We start from the raw sequence: 22097 nt of genomic DNA, 5'->3' as shown, positions 1-22097 counted from the left end.
AGTCGTTGTGGCAAGTATCGTTCTCACGTGATAAGGTCCTTCACTGCGTTCAGGATGACAGACGCTTGCCTACTCACAACTTCACAAACTCTCAACTCACCATTCTAAAAAAGCGATGCCCGGTACTGCCTGTGCAGGCCTACTGAAAGGCTGCTGGGCAATACCGGGCATCTAATCCTTCAAATCTTACCAAGCGACGGGTCTGGGGTACAGCCCCGCCATCCGTGAGATAAGACCTTGCCAGAATGCGGGAGCACGCCCTGCTGGGCTAACAAGTGCTCCGCGCGAAAAGCTGTTATTACGCGCGTCCGGCGGTGATGCGGACTACATTCGACAGGCTCGGCAGGATTTGGTTGGGACTACTAGACATTTTGTACCTCCTTTCTTTACGTTCGACATAACCGTTGTTCGCGCGGCCCAGCACCTTAGGGCTGCTTGAACAGGGCTGTAGCACTCGCTACTGGTCTGTAAAGTTAAAAGCCCACCGGATGGTTCAAAATAAAAACCCTACTATTTTACCCCCTGAAGCTACTACCCTGAGCATCAGCACGTTTTTTTCAGAAAAAAGATGTCTTTCTTTTCGCTATCGTCTGATTGGTAAGCTGGCGTTATGTTTGCATCCTAAGCATGGTACTCTGGCGCGGTCTGTTTGCACTCAGTTGCTTTGATCGTTTCATGGTTTTCCTCTATCTTTTTCCCCGAACCCACCACTCTCAATTATCACCATGAAAAAGATGTTGTTTCTCTGCCTGGCAATGCTGCTGGGTTTCACTACGCTTGCTACGGCCCAAAGCCTCTCGCCATTGGGCATATGGACAAACTCCGAGAAAAAGGCCACGTTTGAAATTTACAAGTGCGATGGCAATAAGCTATGCGGCAAAATTGTGTCGCTGACCGTACCAAACGACCCCAAAACCGGCAAGCCCAAAACCGATACTGTAAACCCCGACCCTAAGCTGCGTAGCCGTCCCCGCCTGGGCATGGTGTTCATGCAGGGCTTTGAGTACGACTCCGATAATAAGTGGGACGATGGCAAAATCTACGACCCCGAAAGCGGCAAAACGTATTCCTGCTACATTAAAATGCTGAATGCAAATACCATGGAAGTGAAGGGTTACATCGGCTTTTCGCTGATTGGCCGCTCGCAGACCTGGACGCGGGTGAAGTAACCGACGAACTTATTTAGCAGGCAGCGGCGTTTCCAGCGGAACGCCGCTGTTTTTGCTTATATTCAACCGGTTACCGCCCTGGCGTAGCTACACTCTCTTTTCTTACGTAACCAGTTTGTTTCCCTGCGCCTATGCCCATCCTTCCCCGCCCCATTGCTAGTGCCGTTCCTATGTTTTCTATCTGGCTGCTCTGCCTGGGCATGTTGCTACCACTGATGGGTCAGGCGCAGGCACTGTCGCCGGTGGGGATGTGGGAAGACGACTCGGGGGAGGCCCGCGTGGAAGTGAGCGTGCGCGACGGTGAGCTGACGGGCCGCCTGATTTGGATGCATCACGCCATTGACCCCAAAACCGGCCAGCCCCACCTCGATGGGCGCAACCCCAATCCTACGCTGCGCACCCGTCCGCTTCAAAACTTGGTGGTGCTGTACAAAATGCGCTATAACCCCGACTCGGGCCGCTGGGAAGACGGCGAAATCTACGATCCGCACAGCGGCCACTACTATTCCTGTTACCTGCACATGGAGTCGCGCGACCGGCTGGAGGTGAAGGGCTATATCGGTTTTTCACTGCTGGGCCGCTCCCACTATTGGCACCGCCTGAAACCCGGCACGGCGCTGTAATTGCGCAGCCTTCCGACGCCCCTACCCGCAAACTATTTGCAAGGTCGAGTGTTCTTTTGAAACTCCGAACCTGCTTTCCTTCCACCCTTGCGTCGTTTTTTCAAACAGCTTTTTGGTTCTACTGCTGCTGCCTGTCAGGCCGAGTGGCAGCCGTTGGTGCGTACCAATGTGCAGCAGCAAGCCTACGCCCGCTGGGTGGAGCAACGGGTGTACCTGAACTGGATGGGGCCATTTTTCAAGGCCTATCACTTTCAGAAAACCAACGTGCGCGGCCGGGGGCTGCGCGTGCAATTGTTGAGTGAGGGTGGCCGGCAGGGGGCTCTATTTTTCTATGATCCCAGCATTGGATCTAATTTTCAGCACCTGTTCGACTTCATTCGCGACCGGGTGCTGGCGCTGGGCTACCACCTCTCTACCTCCGACCGGCGCCGCCTACCCCACCCCGAGTACACCGAAACCATTGAGAAGCACTTTCTGAAGCCCACACCCGGCGACTGCCCCGATACGGGCCGCTGCAACCAGCGCTTCGGCAACGTGACGGTAGACCTGGTTCGCATCAACGACCAGCCAGGCTTTATCCGGTTTGTGAGCAACCCCTACCACGACACCATCTTTGCCCCGGCGCATACCTTCGATGAGCTGCTGGATGCCGTGTTTAACCTACCCGCAGCCAGTGCAACTGAGCAGGCGTGCGCCCAGCAGTTTCTTAAATAGCGCCAACATCTGGCCTATTATGATTTGCCGCGCCGAAGCAGTATCTTTTCAAGGAAAAATATCCTTGTCTTAAGATGGTGCTATGGCTTGTTTTCTACGCTTGTTAGGGAGTGGTGGGCTGCTTATACTGTTGCTGCTGCTGAGCTTTTCAGCAAGGGCCACGCACATTGTGGGGGGAGAGATGGATCTGCAATATGTATCAGGCAATAATTACCAGCTGACGCTCACGCTCTATTTCGACGCCATCAACGGCAGCCCTGGCGCACTGGATAACGACCTGACGGCTGGTATTTTCGACAAAGCCACCAATGGGTCGATGCAGAATGTGGTGCTGCCGCTGGTGGAGAATACGTACGTGGCCTACACCAACCCGGCCTGTACGTCGCCCTCGCTTAGCACACGCAAGCTGGTGTATCGTAGTGTGGTGCAGCTTTCGCCCAACGTGTATACCGGCGCCCAGGGCTACTATGTAGCCGTGGAGCGGTGCTGCCGCAACAACGGCATCAGCAACATTGTGAGGCCGGGCGAGTCGGGCCAGACGTTTTACCTGGAGTTTCCGGCGGTACTGCGCAACGGCCAGCCCTTCCGCGACTCCACGCCCCGCATTTTTCCGCCTCTGAGCGACTACGCTTGCTTGGGCGAGTTGTTTTACTACGACTTTGGCGGCCAGGACCCCGATGGCGATTCGCTGGTGTATGAGCTGGCCACGCCGCTCAACGGCTACTCCTCTACGCGCGTACCCAAGCCGGCCACGGCTACTTCAGCGCCCTACCCTACTATCAGCTGGGGTCCTGGTCGTAGCGAGCAAAGCCAGATACCGGGCGCTCCTACCCTCACCATCAACCGGCGCACAGGGCGGTTAGAGGTACGTCCTACCCAGCTGGGGTTGTTTGTATTTGGTATCAAATGCTCGGAGTACCGCAACAAGGTGAAGATTGGCGAGACGCGGCGCGACTTTCAGTTGAAGGTCATTACGTGCCCTACCAATGCCGACCCGACTATTACCGCGCAGGCCCAACTTGGCAACGCTACCTACCTGCCCGGCCGCGACACCATTCGGCTGGTGCCAGGCGGCAACCCTTGCGTGCGCCTGCGCTTCACCGACGCGGATAATGCCTCGGCGCTGTCGCTTTCCTTGCAGCCCGTGAACTTCACAGGGCCCCTACCCAGCATATCACTCCTACAAGGCATGGTGCGCGCCACTGGCATGCCCGACACCCTCATTTCGCAGTTGTGCTTTCCTACCTGCTTCGACACAAAGGGCCAGGTGTATTACCTGAATGTGATTGTGGCCGACAACGGCTGTAGCCTGCCCAAGCGCGATACAGTGCAACTGGCTATTCTGGCCCAGCCCGCGCCTACCCATACGCCCGAGTTAACTTCGGTGCCTACCTTGATGCAGGACAACAACACGCCCCTGGTGATACGCGTAGCCCCCGGTAGCGTGTATGAGGCAAACCTCACGGCTACCGACGCCGACAACGACCCACTGATCCTTACGGCAGCCGGCACTGGCTTCGATATGACAGCGGCCGGCATGAGTTTCGTGCCGACGAATGGTAAGGGGCGGGCTACGGGCGTGTTTCGGTGGGAGGCGTCTTGCTCGGCGGCGCTCCTGCAACAGATGGAGGTCACCTTTCGGGTGCAGGAAAGCACGTGCTACCCGCAGCCCCAGGTGCAGGTGGTGCGCTTTGAAGTAGTAAGCCCCGACACGCTAGCGTTTCTGCCGCCCAATATCATCACGCCCGGCAACCACGACGGTAAAAACGATGAATTCACCCTACCTACTCTCCCGCCTGACTTCTGCGACAACCGCTTTGCTAACATCAAGATTTTCTCGCGCTGGGGCAACGAGGTATACAGCTCCGCCGACCGCAACTTCCGCTGGGACGGCGGCGGCCGCCCCGCCGGCGTGTATTTCTACCTGATTGAGTACACCAACAAGCGCCGCTTCAAAGGCATGCTGACGCTGGCGCCTGCCTATCAGTAGCGAGGCTTTTGCAAAAACAAAACGCCCTGGTCGTGCAGCACGACCAGGGCGTTTTGTTTTTGCTTCTGGCACCTACTCTACGGTTTGGCCGGTGGGGCCGAGCGGTAGGCGGGTTCTTTCGCTTTCTTCTCGGCCAGAGTCTTCTTGGCCTTCTCGAAGTCGCCGGCTTCCACGAATACCAGTTTGTTGTAGTCGAGGTATTTCTTCACGGCGGCATTCACCTGCTCGGGCGTGAGGGCGGCTACTTTCTTCTCGAAGTCGGCGTCCCAGGCCAGGGTGCGGTTCAGGTCGAGGTAGGAGTTCAGGCGGCCGGCCAGGGCATCGTCCTGAGCGCGCGATACGGAGCGGCTTTGCAACCAGCCACTCTTGGCCGCTTTTATTTCGTCGGCCGAAAAGCCAGTTTTCGACATCGTGGCAAACTCTTCCTGAATGGCTTTTTCCAGCCGCTCGTTGTTTTCGGGGTTGTAGATGGCGTACACCATGTAGGAGGCCAACTTGTCGCGCGAGTCGGCACTCACCTGCGAGCCGATGCCGTAGCTGATGCCTTCCTTCTGCCGCACCCGCGTAGCCAGGCGCGAGTTCAGGAAGCCACCGCCGAACAGGTAGTTGCCCAATACCAGCGCGGGGTAGTCGGGGTCGTCGTCGCGCATGGGTAGGTTGAAGCCGGCCACGTACACGGCGTTGGCCTTATCGTTGGCCTGCACCGACTGTTTGCCGGCCTTCACATCCTGGTAGTTGCGCACGATGCGGGCGTAGGGCTTGTTGGCTTTCCACTTGCCCAGATCGGTTTTCACCAGCTTCTGCACGGCCGCTTCGTCTGTGGCGCCTACTACGGCCACGGTGGCGTTTTCGGCGCCGTAGAAGTCTTTGTAGAACTGGCGCACATCGTTCACGGTAGTGGCTTTCAGGGCGTCAATCTCTTCCTCGAAGGTCATCACGTACAGTGGGTGGCCTTTGGGGTAGGGATTGAGCAGGCGCTGGCTGGTGTTGAACGCTATGGCATCTGGTTCCTGCTTCTGTGACTCCAGCGAAACCAAGCGTTCCTGCTTCAGCTTGTTGAACTCCGCCTCCGGAAACGTCGGATTCTTCAGGTAGTCCGTCACAATATTCATCACGGCCGGCAGGTTTTCCTTTGCAGCTTCCACCACCACCCCGGCCGACTGGCTGCCGCCATACACGTAGGCACGGGCCTTCAGCTTGTCCAGCTCGTCGCGGATTTGCTGGTAGGAGCGGGTTTTGGTGCCGCGCTCCAGCATAGAGGCGGTGAGGCTGGCTAGGCCGGGCTTGTTGGTCAGACTCTTTTCGTCGCCGTAGCGCAGGGTGAGCTGCACGTTTACGCTGTTGCCGCGGGTGCTTTTGGGCAGTACGGCGTACTTGGTGCCTTTGCCCTCCTCACCGCGCTTGGTGCGGGCCTCAATGTTGGCGGGCGAGGCGTCGAAAGCTTCGCCGGCGGCTATGGCTTTCTCGCCTTTGTAGTCCTTCACCAGCGCCAGCACGTTGGGCGTTTCCGGAATGTCGGCACGGTCGGGTTTCTGCTCGGGAATGAAGGTACCGACGGTGCGGTTGGAGGGTTTCAGGTAGGCGTTGGCCACGCGCTGCACGTCGGCGGGCTTCACCTTGCGAATGTTGTCGCGGTAGAGGAACACCAGGCGCCAGTCGCCGGCCGCAATCCACTCGCTTAGGTCCAGCCCTACCCGGTCGGTATTCTTAAACAGCAGCTCAATGCCCGTGAGCAGTTTGGTTTTGGCGCGGTCTACCTCCTCGGGGGTAGGCGCTGTGGTAGCAGCCCTGTCCAGGGTGCGCAGCATGGTCGTGCGGGCCGAGTCCAGGGACTGTTCTTTGCGCACTTCGGTGTAGAAGAAGGCAAAGCCAGGGTCGTGCAGGGCGGGCGTCCAGCCGTAGGTGTAGGCCGCTTTTTTGGTGTCGATAAGGGCTTTGTACAAACGACCCGAGGGCTCGTTGGTCAGCACGTCCATCAGTACGTCGAGGGAGGCGTAGTCGGGGTGGGCGCCGGCGGGCGTGTGGTAGGCCACGGCCACACTCTGCGCGTCGCCCACGCGGCGCAGGGTCACATTTCGTTCGCCATCTTGGGTAGGCTCGGTGGTATAGGCTTTGGGCAGCTGCCGGGTTGGCTTTGGGATAGAGCTGAAATACTTGTCTACCAGCGCCAGCGTCTTGGGCTCGTCCATCTTGCCGGCTACCACCAGCACGGCATTGTCGGGCTGGTAGTATTTCTGGTAGAAGGCTTTCAGGTTGTCAATTGGCACGCGCTCAATGTCTTCCTTGGAGCCGATAGTCGACTTACCGTAATTATGCCACAGGTAGGCCGATGACAATACCCGCTCCATCAGCACCCGGCTCGGCGAGTTTTCGCCCATTTCAAACTCGTTGCGCACCACCGAAAATTCCGTGGCCAGGTCCTTCGCGTCGATGAAGCTGTTCACCATGCGGTCGGCTTCCAGATCGAGGGCCCAGTTCAGGTTTTCGTCGGTAGCCGAGAAGGTTTCGAAGTAGTTGGTGCGGTCGTACCAGGTGGTACCGTTGGGGCGGGCACCGTGCTCGGTCAGCTCCTGCGGGATGTTTTTGTGCTTGGCAGAGCCCTTGAAGGCCATGTGCTCCAAAAGGTGCGCCATGCCGGTCTCGCCGTAGCCCTCGTGCCGCGAGCCTACCAGGTAGGTGATGTTGACGGTGGTAGTCGGCTTGGAGTTGTCGGGAAACAACAGCACGCGCAGGCCATTTTTCAGCTGATACTCCGTGATGCCTTCCACCGATGCTACGCGGGTGAGGCCTTCGGGCAGCTTGCTTTGCGCCGCCGATGGCAACGCAGTTGGTAGGAGCGCAGCCACCAGGGGCCACAGTCGGATAAAAGAACCAAAACACCGCATAAGATAGTAGTTATGTGAGTAGGTTAATACGCTGCATACTACTTACTATCTATCTAGAAACAAACACTATACGGCAATATTCATATACTATTTGAAACAGTCTATTTCTTCCGCAACACAGTGTCTTTTTCGCCACTAATCAGGCACGCCACCTACTCACACAAGCGCTTTGCGCAGAAAGTAGCGAGTGAAGCCGGTGGGGTAGTTTTCGAGTTGTCCGAACACGGTGTAGCCTTGCTTCAGATAAAAGTCTTTGGCTTGAAACCCGAACGTATCGAGGTGGGCGTGCTGGCAACCGCGCTGCTTAGCGGCCTGCTCGGCCTCTTGCAGCAGGCGGGCACCTAGGTCCTGGCCGCGTAGCGCCTCTGGCACAAATAGTAGCTCTACAAACAGCCAATCGTAATAGGTGCGCCCCCACAAACCGCCGATGGTTGCGTCTTGCTCATCGAGGAGCAGCACAGCCAGCAGTTGCGATTCGCCAGGCACTTGCTGCCGGTTGTATTCCTGCAATCCTGCCAGAATTGGCTGGCGGGTGGCGAGGTCAGGATCAGTAGTCAGGAGCAGGCGTGGTGGCATGGAAGCGTGTTATAACTAGTTACCACAGGACTTCCGAACGGAGTCGTGTACTAAGAAAGGGCCTTAAGTTAGATGAACGAATCGTTGTTACGTCGGTCGTTCATCTAACTTAAGGCCCTTCGCGTTGCTCAGGATGACAAATAACTAATTTCAGCCTAATACAAGAATAGGAACGCACAGAATAACAGCACCCACAGCCCATCCACAAAGTGCCAGTACGTGCTCATGAGCTTGAGCTGCAAGCGGCGGTACGGGTCGCGGATAAACAGCAGCGTGCGAATACTGTCGCGGGAAGCGTGCTGGGCGCGCAGGAACAGCAACATCAGAAAGAGCACGCCACCCAACAGGTGCATGACGTGAATGGCAGAGATGAGGTAGACGTAGGTGCCGCTGGGCTTGTCTCTGAAGAAGACGCCCTGCACCTGCAAATCATGCCAGCCCAGCGCCTGCAAGCCGGCAAAGGCCAGGCCTAACAGCAGCGTAGCCCCAAGGCAGCGCGCCAGATTCGTAACGTCGTCTTCGCGGTAGAGGCGTTGGGCCTGGCTGAGCGTGTAGCTACTGGCCAGCAATACCACCGTACTGATGGAAAAGTAACGCGGAAACGGGTGCAGCCCCGCCGGCACCCCGCTGGTGTAGCGCGTGTGCGCGTAGGCCGATATCAGCACCACAAACAAAACCAGGCTACCCACCAGCCCCAGGTAGAGCAGCAGCAGCGACAGGGGCACCCGGGCGGGACGGGTGGAGGGGGTAGGGCGATTGGCCCCGATTCGTCCCTGGCGTTCTTTACCGAAATCAGAATTCATTACAGAGCAGACGTAGCAGCATACGGTTGGGCAAGTTATTTCAGGGACCTTTAGTTCCGTGGCAAACCCATTGAGCCTTTTGCCAATATAAACAAAACCCACACGGATTGCCGCTTGTTTTCGTCGGCTCAGCTACGAAAGAATGACCCGATTTTGCCCAGTACCGCGTGAAAGGTGATACTCGGGCGTTTCCCTTGCCCAAACGTAACGTAGGTTTTGCCGCTCACGCGCAGTTCCAGCACCAGTCCCAGCCGTTTGGCCAGCTCATGCAGCTGCTGCAAGGGGTCGGGTTTGGGGCCGGGGGCGCGCGGGGGGGCGTTGGGGTCTTTGGGTGGTCCGCTGGTGAGCTTGTCGAGGACGCGCTGGCTGGGCACGTTCAGGATGAGGTAGGTGCCGGAGGCCGCCAATTGCAGCTCGTCGCCCTCTATCGTGACGGTCAGCCGGGCGTCTATTTCGAGGCCGCTAGCCAAGGGGCTGGGGCGTGGAGCCGGGGGTAGGGTTTTCGCCGCGCGTGCGGATGCGCAACGAGCCGTTGATGCGCCAAGTGGCGGGCGCGCCGGCAGGATTTTGCGGATTGGGCACCTGCACTTCTATCTGATCGAAAGCGCAGGACAGCTCTACGCCGCCCGAGAGCTTGGATAGCACAGAAGCGGCCATATCGGCCCAGTTGGTGGTGGGAGCGGCGGAGTCAGCCATATAGGTTTTGGTAAGAAATTTGGGTAGAAGCGTATCCGGGACACGTTGCTCGCAAGCTACGGCCATGTCCCGGCAAACGCAAAACACCCCGCAGGGTTACCCCAATCGTAACTTATGCCCCCCTGCCCCGCGTATGCAGCAAAATAGCTAGTACCCTACCCATATTGTACTTTTCCTTTTCCATGATACGCATTCTCACGCGTCCGGCTGCGCTGTTGGCACTCTTGGTTGGTGCCAGCGCCTTCACTCCTACCCACCTCCTTTTGGAAGACCCTACTCCGTTTCATCTCGCCGATAACGCCGAGTTGGTGTATAACTTATTGGATGCGAAGGGTAAGAAAACGGGCTCTATCACCCAGCGTGTGGTGCTGCTTGGCTCCGAAACCAATAAAAAGCAAACGCTCACTACCACTACCGCCCTACTGAAAAGCGGTACCTACGACGCCAAAAACCGCTTGGTGCGTATGCAGGACCTCACCTACGCCGCTCACCGCGACACGTCTTTCACCGATGGGATGGCCGAGTTGTCGCCGGATGCGCTACGCCGTTTTCGGGACCGGATCTACACCTATCAGCCTACCCGCCTGGCCTGGCCCGATAACCCCACCGTAGGCAGCAAACTGCCCGACGGCGGCGTAGTGGTGCAAGTCAGCAGCTCGGCCGTGGACATTGCCAAGGTGCAGGCCATGCTCACGAATCGACGGGTGGTAAGTGGCCCCCAGGCCGTGACCACGCCCGCCGGCACCTTTCAGTGCTACAAAGTAGAAGCTGAGCGCGACCTGACCACCCGCGCGCGTGCCGACATAGCCATTCGCAAAGTGGAGCGTGAAGTAACGTACTACGCCCCTTCGGTGGGCATTGTACGCACCGAGTATTACGACCGGGATAAGCTGCGCGAGGTGAAGGAGTTGGCGAAGCGGTAGGCGCGGAGTTGCGGGGCGCTGATGTGCGGTTTGTTTGCTATTTTGCAACAATACGCCCTGACCATCAGCCTTTCTCGCAGACAACGCCTGAGCGGTGGCGGTGGTGGCTTTCCCTTACTTTTCATCCCACTTCCGATGCGTTTTTTCCTTGTAACTGCCTGTAGTTTGTCTTGCACCCTGGCCATAGGGCAAGTCAATAAATCGCCTAAAACCACCAAACCCAGCACCCACACGGCGTTGCTGGCTACCACGCAGCCGCAGACCTACGGCGCGCCCGTGACGCCCGCCGGGGCCGTGCCCGTACAGCAGCTGCAAACAGTGCTGGCCGGCCGCGACTCGGCCCGCGTGAAGCTGGTAGGCCCTATTGCCGACGTGTGCCGCGCCGAGGGCTGCTGGATGACCATGCAACCCGCCCCCGGCCAAATGATGCGCGTGCGCTTTAAAGACCACGCTTTCTTTGTGCCCAAAGACATCAGCGGGAAAACGGCCGTAATTGAAGGGGTAGTGGTGCACGAAACCGTATCGGTAGCTCAGCAGCGCCACTATGCCGAGGACGCCGGCAAATCGAAGCAGGAAATTGCGGCCATCACCACACCCGTAGAGCAATACAACTTCATTGCCGACGGCGTGCGGGTGCAGTGAGTGGTGAAATTGTGAGGTGGTGAAATGGTGAGTTTGCCGTTTTTGCGACGCAACTTGCAGTATCTGCGCGGCGAGAAATTAAACTCACCCTCTCACCATTCCGCACTCTTCACTACTATGTCCAGCATTCAGGAACAGATAGCCACCCTCACGGCCCGCCTGCATCACCTTAACTATCAGTATTATCAGAACGATGTGTCGGAAGTGCCCGACCAGGAGTTCGACAAGATGCTAGCGGAGCTGGCGGCCCTGGAAAGAGCCCACCCCGAGCTAGCCCTGCCCAACTCGCCTACCCAACGCGTGGGCGGCACCATTACCAAACAGTTCCCCACGGCCCTGCACCGCTACCCCATGCTCAGCCTGGGCAATACCTACTCGGAGGCTGATTTGCGCGACTTCGACGAGCGGGTGCAGCGCGGCCTGGAAGGCGCCGAGTACGCCTACGTGTGCGAGCTGAAGTTCGATGGCGTGGCTATGAGCCTTACTTACCACAACGGCCAGCTCAAGCAGGGCGTCACGCGCGGCGACGGCACCCGCGGCGACGTGGTGACCAGCAACGTGCGCACCATCAAAAACCTACCCCTGCACCTGCGCAACGCTGGCCCGGCCCAGCCCGAGGAATTTGAGGTGCGCGGTGAAATCTTTATGCCTCAGCCAGTTTTTGCGGAGCTGAACCAGGAGCGCGAAGCCAACGGCGAGGCCCTGCTTGCCAACCCGCGCAACGCGGCTAGCGGCGCCCTCAAGCTGCAAGATTCGGCGCTGGTGGCGGCGCGACGGCTGCGCTTCTTCGCATACAGCTACCTCAGCCAGGGCCGCAACTTCCCTACCCACAGCGCCGCCCTGGAGGCCCTACGCGCCTGGGGCCTGCCTGTGTCGGACACGTGGCGCAAGTGCCACTCGTTGGACGAAGTGTTGGAGTTTATTCATCACTGGGACAAGCACCGCTTCACCCTCCCCGTGGCTACCGATGGCATTGTGGTGAAGATAGACGACCTGCGCCAGCAGGAGCTGCTGGGCTACACGGCCAAGAGTCCGCGCTGGGCCATTGCGTATAAGTACCCAGCCGAGGCTGGCCGCACCCGCCTGCGCGAGATACAATACCAGGTAGGCCGCACCGGCGCCGTGACGCCCGTAGCCCTACTCGACCCCGTGCCGCTGGCCGGCACCATCGTGAAGCGCGCCTCGGTGCACAACGCCAACCAGATTGCTGCCCTCGACCTGCGCCTGGGCGACATGGTATTTGTGGAGAAAGGCGGCGAAATCATTCCCAAGATTACCAGCGTCGACCTCACGGCCAGGCCCGCCGACAGCCAGCCCATTGTCTACCCCACGGAGTGCCCAGCCTGCGGTACGCCGCTTATTCGGCCCGAAGGCGAGGCGCATTTCCGCTGCCCCAACGACCGGGGCTGCCCGCCCCAGCTGAAAGCCAAGCTGGAGCACTTTGTGTCGCGCAAAGCCCTGGATATTGACGGATTGGGTGCCGAAACTGTGGGCCGGTTCTTCGATCTGGGCCTAGTGACGGATGCTGCCAGCTTATACGAGTTACCTGGGAAGGCCGAGGAGCTGGCTCAACTGGAACGTATGGGCGAGAAATCAGTACAGCGCCTGGTGGCGGGTTTGGAAGCCAGCAAGCAGGTGCCATTTGACCGGGTGCTATTTGGCCTGGGCATTCGCTACGTGGGCGAAACAGTGGCTGAGAAGCTGGCTGCGCACTACCGCACGGTGGAGGCGCTAGGCGCGGCTACGGCCGAGGAGCTGGCCGCCGTGCCGGAGGTAGGCGGTGTCATTGCCGAATCGGTGGCGGCGTGGTTTCAGGAGCCGCAAAACTGCGAGATGGTGGAGCGGCTGCGGGCGGCAGGGGTTCAGTTGGCCCTCACCGGCGAGGCGCCCAAGGCCCAGAGCGACCGGCTGGCCGGACAAACCTTCGTACTGTCGGGCGTGTTTGAGCAGCACAGCCGCGAGGAGCTGCAACAACTGATTCAGCAGCACGGCGGCAAGGTAACGGGCAGCATTAGCAAGAAGCTGAGCTACTTGGTGGCCGGCGACAAGATGGGTCCTGCCAAGCGCGAAAAAGCTACGGAATTGAAGGTGCCCATCATCTCCGAAACCGACCTACTGGCGATGCTCCCGGATGCCGCTACCCTCCCCGACTCCGAGGCCGAAGCCGCCGCCGATTCGGCGTTGGATGCCCTCGCTGCCCCGACCCTACCGCAGGGCGGCCAAGGGTCGTTGTTCTGATTGGCATAAGTGACGCGTCGCTATACAGCAGCTCTGTCACTAAATGTTGATCAGTATCACGTATAGCATTCTGAACCTTGTTGTTACTAAGTTTTCTTATAGAAGTTGTTTGAGTTAGTTGTTGCACGATGTCTCGTCGGCTGCGCCGTGTGGACGAAACTGTTCAGCGATGAGACGCAAATATGCGTCTCTACATCGTACAACAACTACCTCAAACAACTTCTAAATCGTGTCCCGCTTCTCAAACACTTTCCCTACCCATAATGTCCCGTTTCCTTCTACTGGCTTTCGCCGGCGCACTCACCTTCACGCAGCTTTCCTGCTCTTCAAACACATCGGTAACGCCTACCGAAACCGCCGCGCTGCTGCAAAAGCCCGACGTTGTGGTGCTGGATGTGCGCACGCCCGAGGAGTACGCCGATGGCCACTTGGCCGGTGCCCGCAACATCGACTTCAAAGCGCCGGACTTTGACGACCGGATTGCCCAGCTCGACAAATCCAAAACCTACGTGCTGTATTGCGCCTCCGGCAACCGCAGCGGTAAAACAGCCACGCTGATGGCCGAAAAGGGCTTTGCCAAGGTAGACAACGCAGGAGGCTTCAAAGATTTGAAGGCAGCCGGCTTGCCAACGGAATAGCCCGATGGGTATTTTCTGCTGTAAGCGTAGCGGTTGGGTGCTGGTATTAGGACTGCTCTTGGCTAGCTGGGCGAGCCGTGCCCAAACGCCTACCCTGGCGCGCGATACGTCGTTCACGGTATACAGCGCCCTCGCCAAAGCCCGCAAGACCGATCCTACCATTACGCTGGCCCAGCCAGTGGTACCGGCAACTATTCACTCGCAGACGAACGTGCCGTACTGTACGGCTAGTGGGCGGGCGTTGCAGCTCGACGTGTTCTACCCCAAAGCCCGCCGCCGGGGCGGCTACCCGGCGGTGCTGTTGATTCATGGAGGTGGGTGGCGCTCTGGCGACCGGAGCCAGCACGTGCCGATGGCCCAGCAACTAGCGGCGCGCGGTTTTGTAGCCGTCACGGCCGAGTACCGCCTCTCCACCGAAGCGCCCTACCCCGCGGCTGTGCTGGATCTGAAAGCAGCCGTACGATGGATGCGGGCGCATGCCCGGGAGTATCATCTAAATCCCAAACAGATTGCTTCGTGGGGGTTTTCAGCAGGAGGCCAGCTAGCAGCGCTTGTTGGCACTACCAACGAGGAAACCCGCTTCGATTCGTTGGCGTGTAACACGGGCTATTCCAGCCAAGTGCAGGCCATTGTGGACGTAGACGGCATTTTGGCCTTCATCCACCCCGAATCGGGCGAAGGCGACGACCGGAAAAGCATTTCGGCGGCCACCTATTGGTTTGGCAGCTCCAAGACCGAGCGGCCTGCTTTGTGGCGCCAGGCTTCGGCCCTCACCTACGTAGGGCCGCGCACGCCCCCTACCCTGTTCCTCAACAGCTCCGTGGACCGCATGCACGCCGGCCGCGACGATATGATGCAGCAGCTCAGTCAATTCAACATCTACCACGAAGTGCACACTTTCCCCGACGCGCCCCACCCCTTTCCATTGTTCAACCCGTGGTTTGCGCCTACCTTGGACTACACCGTGGCGTTTCTGAATAAAGTATTCAGCAGGAAGTAAGCATAACAGTAGCACGTCCCGCTGAGCTTGTCGAAGCCTTTCTACCGCCTCGTTATCATACTATACTATATGATTAGCGTTGCGGCAGAGAGGCTTCGACAAGCTCAGCGGGACGTGCTACTGTTATGCTTACTTTAAATATAGATGCTTAAAAGCTGCGCACCATGCTGTTATGCAGCGTGCGCGGCGTCCAGTAGCCGCTGGCAATGATGCGGCGAATGGTGAACAGTGGATCTTGCTGGTCGCGCTTTTCGGCCAAAGAAAAAGCGGCCACAAACCCGCGCTTCTTCAGCTCTGGAATGGCCTCGGGGTTCCAGAGGCCGAAGGGGTAAGCGAAATAGGTAACCTTCTGCCCCGTGATTTCCTCCAGGGTTTTGGTCGGCTTTTCGATCTGCGTCACCCAATCCTGACCCTGGTATTTCTTTACGTTGTGGTGGTCCCAAGTGTGTGAGCCAATGACGTTGCCTTCGTCGGCGAGCTGTTTCACCTGTGCTTTGCTCATGTACTTGGGGCGGCCCAGGCTCACGGTCATCACAAAATACACCGCCTTGAAACCGTGCTTTTCCAACTCGGGGCGGGCCACGGTGAACTGGTCCAGGTCCGTGTCGTCGAAGGTGAGCATCACAGGCTTGGGGGGTAGTGGCGCGCCGGTGGCGAGGTAGGCGTAGAGCTGATCGGGCAGAATGGTGTGGTAGCCCGAATCGGCTAGCATCTGTATCTGCTTTTTAAACGCGTCTACCGGCACAATGTAATCCTTAGCCGATTTAGAATCGCGCGGGCGCCAGTCGCGTATTTGATGGTAGCACAGGATAGGCACCTGCGGCCGGGCGTAGATAACCGCCGCGCTAGCTACGCTAGCCGCCGGAATGCTAGCGGGCGCAGCGGCAACTGGGGCCGCAACAGGCGCTACGACAGTAGCAGAATCGGTAGTTACAGCTGTAGGAGGGTCGGTTTCGGAAGCGGTGGCAGATTTGATATCGCAGGCGGGTAGGGCCAGCGTAGTAGCCAGCCCGGCGGCTAGCAAAGCGGTACGAAATACAATCATGGATATTTAAGAGCACCACGCTCTCAAAAAATGGGTATTTTTGAAAATAATTAATGGGAAAGGCTGCGCTGGATGAGTGCATTTATGCATTGTACTTTCAGCAGAGCAGCTTCCTTACAAATCAACTGATTTTCCACTCATGAACCAACTCCGTGGTACGGGCGTTGCGCTCGTCACGCCTTTTTTGCCTACCCCTGACCACGCCGTGGATTACGCCGCGCTGCGTCGTATAATTGACTTTACACTAGATGGAGGTGCTGATTATCTGGTGATTAACGGAACCACGGCAGAGTCGCCTACCCTGACAGTGGAAGAGCGGGCAGAGATTCTGCGCGTGGCGCAAGAACAGGTAGCCGGCCGCGTGCCGCTGGTTTTCGGATTGGGTGGCAACAACACCGCCGCTGTGGCGCGCACCCTGCGCACCATTGATCTTACCGGTGTAGTGGCCGTTCTGTCGGCCTCGCCTTACTACAACAAACCGTCGCAGGCTGGTATCGAGGCGCATTACCAGCACTTGGCCGATGCCTCGCCCCTACCCCTACTCCTGTATAACGTGCCTGGTCGTACGGGTTCTAATATCACGGCGGATACTACCCTGCGCCTGGCCCAGCACCCGAACATCATTGGCATTAAGGAGGCGAGCGGCAATCTGGAGCAGTGCATTGCTATTGCTGCCGGCAAGCCCGATGATTTCCTGCTGATTTCGGGCGACGATATGATGACGACTTCCCTCATCAGTTTTGGCGCCGTGGGCATCATCTCGGTGTTGGCCAACGCCTTCCCTCGCCCCTTCTCCGACATGACCCGCCACGCCCTGGCCGGCGACTTCGCCCAGGCCAGCCAGGTGCTCTACGATTTTGTGGCCCTCAACCCGCTGATGTACGAGGAGGGCAACCCCGTAGGCGTGAAAGCTGCTCTGGCGGCACAGGGCTTATGCTCAGCTGCTGTGCGCTTGCCGTTAGTAGAGGCGTCAGAAGGGTTACAGGAAAAGATTACGGTGCTAACGCACAAAATGCAGGGGGTAACGGTAGGGTAGCCACCACAGCAGCGCTAAGCAATCAGAAAACGGGTGTCATCCTGAGTGTAGCGAAGGACCTTATCACGTAAGAACGACTGTCGTACTTACGTGATAAGGTCCTTCGCTACACTCAGGATGACACCCGTTTTCTGTCTATTTATCTATTGCTACCGTTGCTCTTTACCACCCACTAGCCAGCACATCGGCCACGTGCAGGGTTTTGATGAGCTTTTTCTCGCGGCGGATGTAGGCGTTGAGGTGCATTAGGCAGCTGGTATCAGTGCTGATGAGGTAATCGGCGCCGGTAGCCAGGGCGTGCTCTACCTTCTGCTCGGCCATGGCCACGGAAATTGCCTGAAACTTGACAGCAAACGTACCCCCGAAACCGCAGCAAGTCTCTGTTTCGGCCATTTCCAGGCGCGTGAGGCCCTGCACGCCGTCTAGCAACTGGCGCGGTGCCTCCCGGATGCCGCATTCGCGCAGGGCCGAGCAGGAGTCGTGGTAGGTATACTGGCCGGGTAGGGCGGCGCCGGGAATGGTGGTAATGCCCAGCACATCTACCAGGAATTCGGTCAACTCGAATACGCGCCGTTGTAGGCCGTAGTGCTGAGTTTGCTGGGGCGTACTATCGAACAGCTCGGCGTAAGTGTTGCGCACCATGCCCACGCACGAGGCCGACGGGCTGACCACGTAGCGGCCCGGCTCGTTGGGAAAATCCTTCAGAAACTTGGTGGCTACCTCGCAGCTTTCGGCCTTGAAGCCCGCATTGTAGGCCGGCTGGCCGCAGCAGGTTTGGTTGCCGTTGTAGTGCACCTCGCAACCCACGGCTTCCAATACCTTCACCATGTTGAGGGCCGTGGTAGGAAAAAGCTGATCAACGAAGCAAGGAATAAAGAGGTCGACGGCAGGCATAGGATGTTTGGCTGTTGGCTACTGGCTGCTAGCTTTTCCACTGCGAAACGGTAGCCGAATCTGGAAAAAGACAACAATGCCCTGCAAAGGTAGGGGCAGCCAGGCAATGCAAGCGCTTATGCTGTCTCGTTTGTCTTCTACCGAGACGCTATCAGCTAACGGCCAATAGCTAGAAAAATCAACGCACTAGCAAATCGGCAATGAGGGACTTTAGCTCGGGGTCGGCGGGGCGCAGGGCGTCGGCGTAGCGCACGATGCCGTACTTGTCGAGTAGCACGTAGCGCGGAATGCTATTGACGGTGAAGCGTTTCAGGAAGCCAGCCGTGGTAGGGCTGGCGAAATGATACTGCTCACGCACGCCCGCGAGAAACTTCTTGCCGGCCTGCTGCCACGCCTGCTTGTCTTTGTCAGTAGAGAGCTGAATGACTATTACCGGCTTGCCCTGGTAGTGGCGGCGCAGCGCTGCCGTGGCGGGAAATTCCATGATACAGGGTGCGCACCAGCTGGCCCACAGATCGAGGTAGATGACTTTGCCCCGGTGTCGGGCCAGCAGCGCGGCCAGCGTTTGGCGGGAGCCGTCGGGGGCTACCAACGTATCATTGGTAGCCATTTGCTGGTTGGGCATCACCAACGTGAATTGATCCTGATGGGTGAGGCTGCGCACGAAACGGCTCTCCGGCATCACCCAGGTGCGGTAGTCTTTCAGCAGCGGGCCGATGGGGCGGTGCATAGACTGTGCATCTTCCATCAACGCATAGCATACCCATTCCCGCTCCAGGCCTGTAAGCTCCTGCTTTGCCACCGCGTACTGCGCGCTGGTGGAAGCTGGCCGATTTCGCAGCATGGTGAGGTAGGGAACCATCGCTGCCAGTGTTTGCAACCGTTTCGGCGAAGCTGTTGGCGGCAGCAACTGCATACTCCGCAGTAGCCGTAGTTGTGCGCGTACCGAATCTTGGTAGACAGTTGGAAACGTTGTCACCAAATCCAGTTTTAGTGTATCTCGCATCATCCGCACGCCACGCGAGACGAAGGGCTGCGTGTTGTGTAACTTGTGGTACCAGACACCACCAAGTAGGTAGATGACACGTTGCAAGTGCAGTTCCCGCGCCAGAGCCTCAGCTATGATTGGTCGGATACCTGGTGTGGTGCGCACAGTTGCTATCAGGCTGTCGCCGGTGAGGCGTAGGCGTTGCCAGTGAGCCATAAACTCTTCCATCGTGGCGGGCATTTCTAGGGTAGTCTGATCATCCAGAAATGCCCAATTACCTAGACTGAACGGACTGCACCAAAGCCGGTCGAAAAAGCGCAATTCAGTAGGGTGGCTACCGGCAAATGTGTAGGCGTTGGTAGCTTTTATATGATGAATGGTAATTACGTCGCCAGGCATTACCAACAGCACCGGCTGTTCCACAGGGTTGTGCAGCTCCCTTGCAAAGTGAATAGCTGTTGGCAAGAATGAATTCTCATCAAAAACTATGCGCAGCGTATCACCCGGCTTTACTGGGCCACCTTTTCCCTTTTGCAGGATATTCCGATATCCAGGCCAAATATTATCCTCTAACCCACCATTAATCAACAGCGCTTCCCGTCGCTGGGCGTAGCTGCTATTACTGGTAAACAAAGCACACATTACAGCAAGCAGCAGAATCCGACACATCAGCATAGCGCAATAGATAGTTGTAAATCAAACCGATATCTACAACTAACGCTCATTAACTGACAATCAATATAGTGCGCTCAAAATACTTGCCCAGCCGCTACCTGTGCTTCCCGAAAGGCCTGCATATCCAGACCCAACGCCTCGCCCTGGCTTTGCAGGTAGGCGACCAAGTGCATGGTGGGCATGTTGCCGGTCAGCTCGTCGGTGGCCATGGGACAGCCGCCGTAGCCGCCCAGCGCGCCATCGAAACGGCGGCAACCGGCGTGGTAGGCAGCGGCTACTTTTTCCTGCCAGGCATCGGGGGTGGTGTGCAAGTGCGCCCCGAAGGTGATGTCGGGGAAAGCCGGAATCAGGGTTTCAAACAGGGGCGTGATGGTGGCGGCTGTACTCACCCCAATGGTATCCGACAGGGCCACAATGCGCACGCCCAGCGCCGCTAGCCGGCGTGTGAATTCCGCCACAATATCCGGGTGCCACGCCTCACCGTAGGGATTTCCAAAACCCATCGACAGGTACACAACTAACGTTTTGCCTACCCGCCCGCACAATGCCTGCATCTGCGCTACCTCTTCCAGGGCCTCCGCAATGGTTTTGTTGGTGTTGCGCCGCTGGAAGGTTTCGGACAGGGAAAGCGGAAAGCCGATGTAGGCAATTTCGGAGAAGCCAGCCGCCGTTTCGGCTCCGCGCAGGTTGGCTACGATGGCCAGCAGCTCGGTGGGCGAGTTGCCGGTGTCGAGGCCGGCCAGCACCTCGGCCGTATCGCGCAGCTGCGGAATAGCCTTGGCTGATACAAAGCTACCGAAATCCAACGCCGAGAAGCCGACGCGCAGCAACTGGTTGAGGTAGGCAATTTTAGTGGCCGTAGGGACGAAGTCGGCCAGGCCTTGCATGGCGTCGCGGGGGCATTCAATGAGTTGCATAGAAGGTGATACGTGGGTGGGGGTAGGTATACGCAAAAGTACTACGAACCCGACCAGCGACTTCGGCCCTGTTGCCTAGAACTAGGATATACGTGCTGCTGCGCCTAGCTTCGTGACCTATGTATACTATTGGGCCGATGTGGAAACGCTCTTTATTCAGCGTACTTATTGTATTCGTGCTGGCCTGGCTGGGCCGTTCTTTTTATCAATACATGCAGCTTCCTATAGATGGCGACCTGGCCGCCATCGTGGTACCATTGGGGTGGTATGCGCGGGTACTACACGACCCATTTGGGTGGGCCGTGCTTACGCATGATGCCGTGTATGCCGCTCCTAACCGTTTTTTCGCGCATGTGCTGCTCAATCAATACTTTCGGCACGTACCCGGCTGGTTGCAGCACTTCCTTGCTCCCATCCAGAGCGTGTATGTTGCCATCGCTCTGTTGAAGCTGCTCACGCACCTGTTGCTACTCTACTTGTTGGCTGTTTACGCCACGGGTGCCAGCAAGCTGAATCATCGAGGGCTATGGCTGGTCATGGCGCTGTTGCTCCCTTTGTTTCAGACGGCAGGCTACAACCTCCAGATGGGCATCATTGACCATGCCACTACTTACGCCGCGTTTTACGCCCTACCTATGGCACTACTGCTGTTGCTGCTATTGCCTTTTTATCGGGCCGCACAGCACGGCGTATGGCGGCCACTCCGGTGGGTTGAACTAATCGCCTTGATCGGCCTGACGATGGTAGTAGCCTTCAACGGCTCCGTTGTGCTAGGGGCAGTGGCCGTGTTGCTACCCGGCATTGTGCTCTATGCGCTTCGCCGCCAGGCGCAGGTAGATAAGATGTTTTTATGGTCTTCCTGGCAGCCCATTTTGCTGCTCAGCTTGCTGGGCCTGTTGTGCGTCTACTCGTTGTACATTGGCCTTAACAACAGCGAGAACCCTACCGTACTACCCTCGCTGTGGGAGCGGTATCAGCGGTTGCCACTGGGTTTTTTCCGGCAGTTCACGGTGAAGTTGGGCCTTCCTCTGTTGCTGGTCATGCTCCTGCTCAATGCGCAGCTGATTCGGCGGGTATTGCCAGCTACTTCCGAGGGACAGCACCTGCTCCGCAGTCTGCGCTGGCTGGCCCTATTTGCCCTAGTCTATATTCTGCTGCTTCCGCTAGGTGGCTACCGCCCCTACCGGCCGCTGCTGCTCCGCCGCGATACGGTGCTACCCATTATTCTGGGCATGGTGTGCCTATACGGTGCCTCCTCCTACTACGTGTGGCGCTACCTACCCATGGGCCGGCTGCGGGTAGGCTACATAGTACTCCTGGGTGTATTCTCTGCTATCTTTCTGAATGCCGACCGGCTGCACATCTCGCCGGTTGATAACAACAACTGCGAGCAACAGGCGCTATCCTATCTGGCCCACGCACCAGCCGGCGTAGTGCAATTGCCGCAAGCGTGCCCCGTTTTGAGCTGGAACGTGGCTACTGATCCCGCTCAGATCACCGTACAGGCGCATCTACTCAACTTGTGGGGCATTACGCGGGGTCTCACAGGGTACTACCAGCAACCTCCGGACCCAACTCAGCAGTTGCTCCCTACCCCACCGAACTAGTTTGGGACGCGGGAAGTTGAGAGGAAGATTTACGTCTT

The 22097-nt window shown here is 58.0% G+C and carries 20 protein-coding genes; 11 read left to right on the top strand and 9 right to left on the bottom strand.

Features of this window, described 5'->3' with window-relative positions:
- Window positions 1-725 precede the first annotated feature (725 nt).
- The 4 genes from J4D97_RS02840 to J4D97_RS02825 all read left to right on the top strand — a co-directional run bounded on the left by J4D97_RS02840 (window position 726) and on the right by J4D97_RS02825 (window position 4496).
- On the top strand, window positions 726-1169 hold the full coding sequence (locus J4D97_RS02840; protein WP_208306277.1) for a DUF2147 domain-containing protein: 444 nt from the start codon (window positions 726-728) through the stop codon (window positions 1167-1169).
- A gap of 131 nt (window positions 1170-1300) precedes the next feature.
- Window positions 1301-1792 (top strand): DUF2147 domain-containing protein, encoded by a 492-nt coding sequence (locus J4D97_RS02835; RefSeq protein ID WP_185283544.1) that lies wholly within the window; start codon window positions 1301-1303, stop codon window positions 1790-1792.
- 87 nt (window positions 1793-1879) lie between these two features.
- Window positions 1880-2506: a hypothetical protein gene (locus J4D97_RS02830; RefSeq protein ID WP_185283543.1), complete on the top strand. Its 627-nt coding sequence runs from the start codon at window positions 1880-1882 to the stop codon at window positions 2504-2506.
- 82 nt (window positions 2507-2588) lie between these two features.
- A complete protein-coding gene (locus J4D97_RS02825) occupies window positions 2589-4496 on the top strand; it encodes a gliding motility-associated C-terminal domain-containing protein (RefSeq protein WP_208306276.1) in 1908 nt (635 codons plus the stop codon).
- A gap of 77 nt (window positions 4497-4573) precedes the next feature.
- Here J4D97_RS02825 and J4D97_RS02820 read toward each other — a convergent pair whose 3' ends face one another.
- From J4D97_RS02820 to J4D97_RS02800, 5 genes are all read right to left on the bottom strand, one after another.
- Window positions 4574-7381, bottom strand: coding sequence for a M16 family metallopeptidase (locus J4D97_RS02820; RefSeq protein WP_208306275.1), 2808 nt, complete (start codon window positions 7379-7381; stop codon window positions 4574-4576).
- Between the two features lie 156 nt (window positions 7382-7537).
- Window positions 7538-7957 carry a GNAT family N-acetyltransferase gene (locus J4D97_RS02815; protein ID WP_208306274.1) on the bottom strand — a complete coding sequence of 140 codons (420 nt, stop codon included), beginning with the start codon at window positions 7955-7957 and terminating at the stop codon, window positions 7538-7540.
- A gap of 155 nt (window positions 7958-8112) precedes the next feature.
- Entirely contained in the window at window positions 8113-8760 is a 648-nt protein-coding gene (locus J4D97_RS02810; RefSeq protein ID WP_185283539.1) for a cytochrome c oxidase subunit 3, read from the bottom strand.
- A 128-nt stretch (window positions 8761-8888) separates the two neighbouring features.
- Window positions 8889-9230 carry a hypothetical protein gene (locus tag J4D97_RS02805; RefSeq protein ID WP_208306273.1) on the bottom strand — a complete coding sequence of 114 codons (342 nt, stop codon included), beginning with the start codon at window positions 9228-9230 and terminating at the stop codon, window positions 8889-8891.
- Window positions 9223-9456, bottom strand: coding sequence for a hypothetical protein (locus J4D97_RS02800; RefSeq protein ID WP_208306272.1), 234 nt, complete (start codon window positions 9454-9456; stop codon window positions 9223-9225). The genes J4D97_RS02805 and J4D97_RS02800 overlap by 8 nt, the downstream gene beginning before the upstream one ends.
- Before the next feature lie 182 nt (window positions 9457-9638).
- On the opposite strand from J4D97_RS02800, the gene J4D97_RS02795 reads away from it, so the two are divergent.
- The 5 genes from J4D97_RS02795 to J4D97_RS02775 all read left to right on the top strand — a co-directional run bounded on the left by J4D97_RS02795 (window position 9639) and on the right by J4D97_RS02775 (window position 14897).
- Window positions 9639-10379 (top strand): TapB family protein, encoded by a 741-nt coding sequence (locus tag J4D97_RS02795; protein ID WP_208306271.1) that lies wholly within the window; start codon window positions 9639-9641, stop codon window positions 10377-10379.
- 135 nt (window positions 10380-10514) lie between these two features.
- The gene (locus tag J4D97_RS02790; RefSeq protein WP_208306270.1) at window positions 10515-11021 is read left to right on the top strand and encodes a DUF4920 domain-containing protein; all 507 of its coding nucleotides are present in this window, start codon (window positions 10515-10517) and stop codon (window positions 11019-11021) included.
- A gap of 117 nt (window positions 11022-11138) precedes the next feature.
- Window positions 11139-13259: an NAD-dependent DNA ligase LigA gene (gene ligA / locus J4D97_RS02785; protein ID WP_208306269.1), complete on the top strand. Its 2121-nt coding sequence runs from the start codon at window positions 11139-11141 to the stop codon at window positions 13257-13259.
- A 263-nt stretch (window positions 13260-13522) separates the two neighbouring features.
- Window positions 13523-13897, top strand: a complete 375-nt coding sequence (locus J4D97_RS02780; protein WP_208306268.1) for a rhodanese-like domain-containing protein — start codon at window positions 13523-13525, stop codon at window positions 13895-13897.
- A gap of 4 nt (window positions 13898-13901) precedes the next feature.
- Complete coding sequence (locus J4D97_RS02775; protein ID WP_208306267.1) at window positions 13902-14897, top strand: alpha/beta hydrolase; 996 nt, start codon at window positions 13902-13904, stop codon at window positions 14895-14897.
- Window positions 14898-15045: 148 nt separating this feature from the next.
- Here the strand turns inward: J4D97_RS02775 and J4D97_RS02770 are convergent, their stop codons facing one another.
- Complete coding sequence (locus tag J4D97_RS02770; RefSeq protein WP_208306266.1) at window positions 15046-15942, bottom strand: polysaccharide deacetylase family protein; 897 nt, start codon at window positions 15940-15942, stop codon at window positions 15046-15048.
- Between the two features lie 139 nt (window positions 15943-16081).
- Here J4D97_RS02770 and dapA point away from each other — a divergent pair, with 139 nt between their 5' ends.
- Window positions 16082-16978, top strand: coding sequence for a 4-hydroxy-tetrahydrodipicolinate synthase (gene dapA, locus J4D97_RS02765; protein ID WP_208306265.1), 897 nt, complete (start codon window positions 16082-16084; stop codon window positions 16976-16978).
- 162 nt (window positions 16979-17140) lie between these two features.
- Here dapA and J4D97_RS02760 read toward each other — a convergent pair whose 3' ends face one another.
- The 3 genes from J4D97_RS02760 to J4D97_RS02750 form a co-directional block, all read right to left on the bottom strand.
- A complete protein-coding gene (locus J4D97_RS02760) occupies window positions 17141-17872 on the bottom strand; it encodes a (Fe-S)-binding protein (RefSeq protein WP_208306264.1) in 732 nt (243 codons plus the stop codon).
- A 178-nt stretch (window positions 17873-18050) separates the two neighbouring features.
- Window positions 18051-19283, bottom strand: coding sequence for a TlpA family protein disulfide reductase (locus J4D97_RS23820; protein ID WP_208306263.1), 1233 nt, complete (start codon window positions 19281-19283; stop codon window positions 18051-18053).
- 326 nt (window positions 19284-19609) lie between these two features.
- Window positions 19610-20452, bottom strand: coding sequence for a hydroxymethylglutaryl-CoA lyase (locus J4D97_RS02750; protein WP_208306262.1), 843 nt, complete (start codon window positions 20450-20452; stop codon window positions 19610-19612).
- Between the two features lie 137 nt (window positions 20453-20589).
- Between J4D97_RS02750 and J4D97_RS02745 the strand changes: the two genes are divergently transcribed.
- Window positions 20590-22059, top strand: a complete 1470-nt coding sequence (locus tag J4D97_RS02745; protein ID WP_208306261.1) for a hypothetical protein — start codon at window positions 20590-20592, stop codon at window positions 22057-22059.
- The last annotated feature ends 38 nt before the right edge of the window (window positions 22060-22097 follow it).

The organism is Hymenobacter defluvii, from assembly GCF_017589435.1.
Lineage (GTDB): Bacteria > Bacteroidota > Bacteroidia > Cytophagales > Hymenobacteraceae > Hymenobacter > Hymenobacter profundi.
Note: the sequence above shows the minus strand (reverse complement) of the source record. Positions and strands in the feature narration are given on the sequence as shown.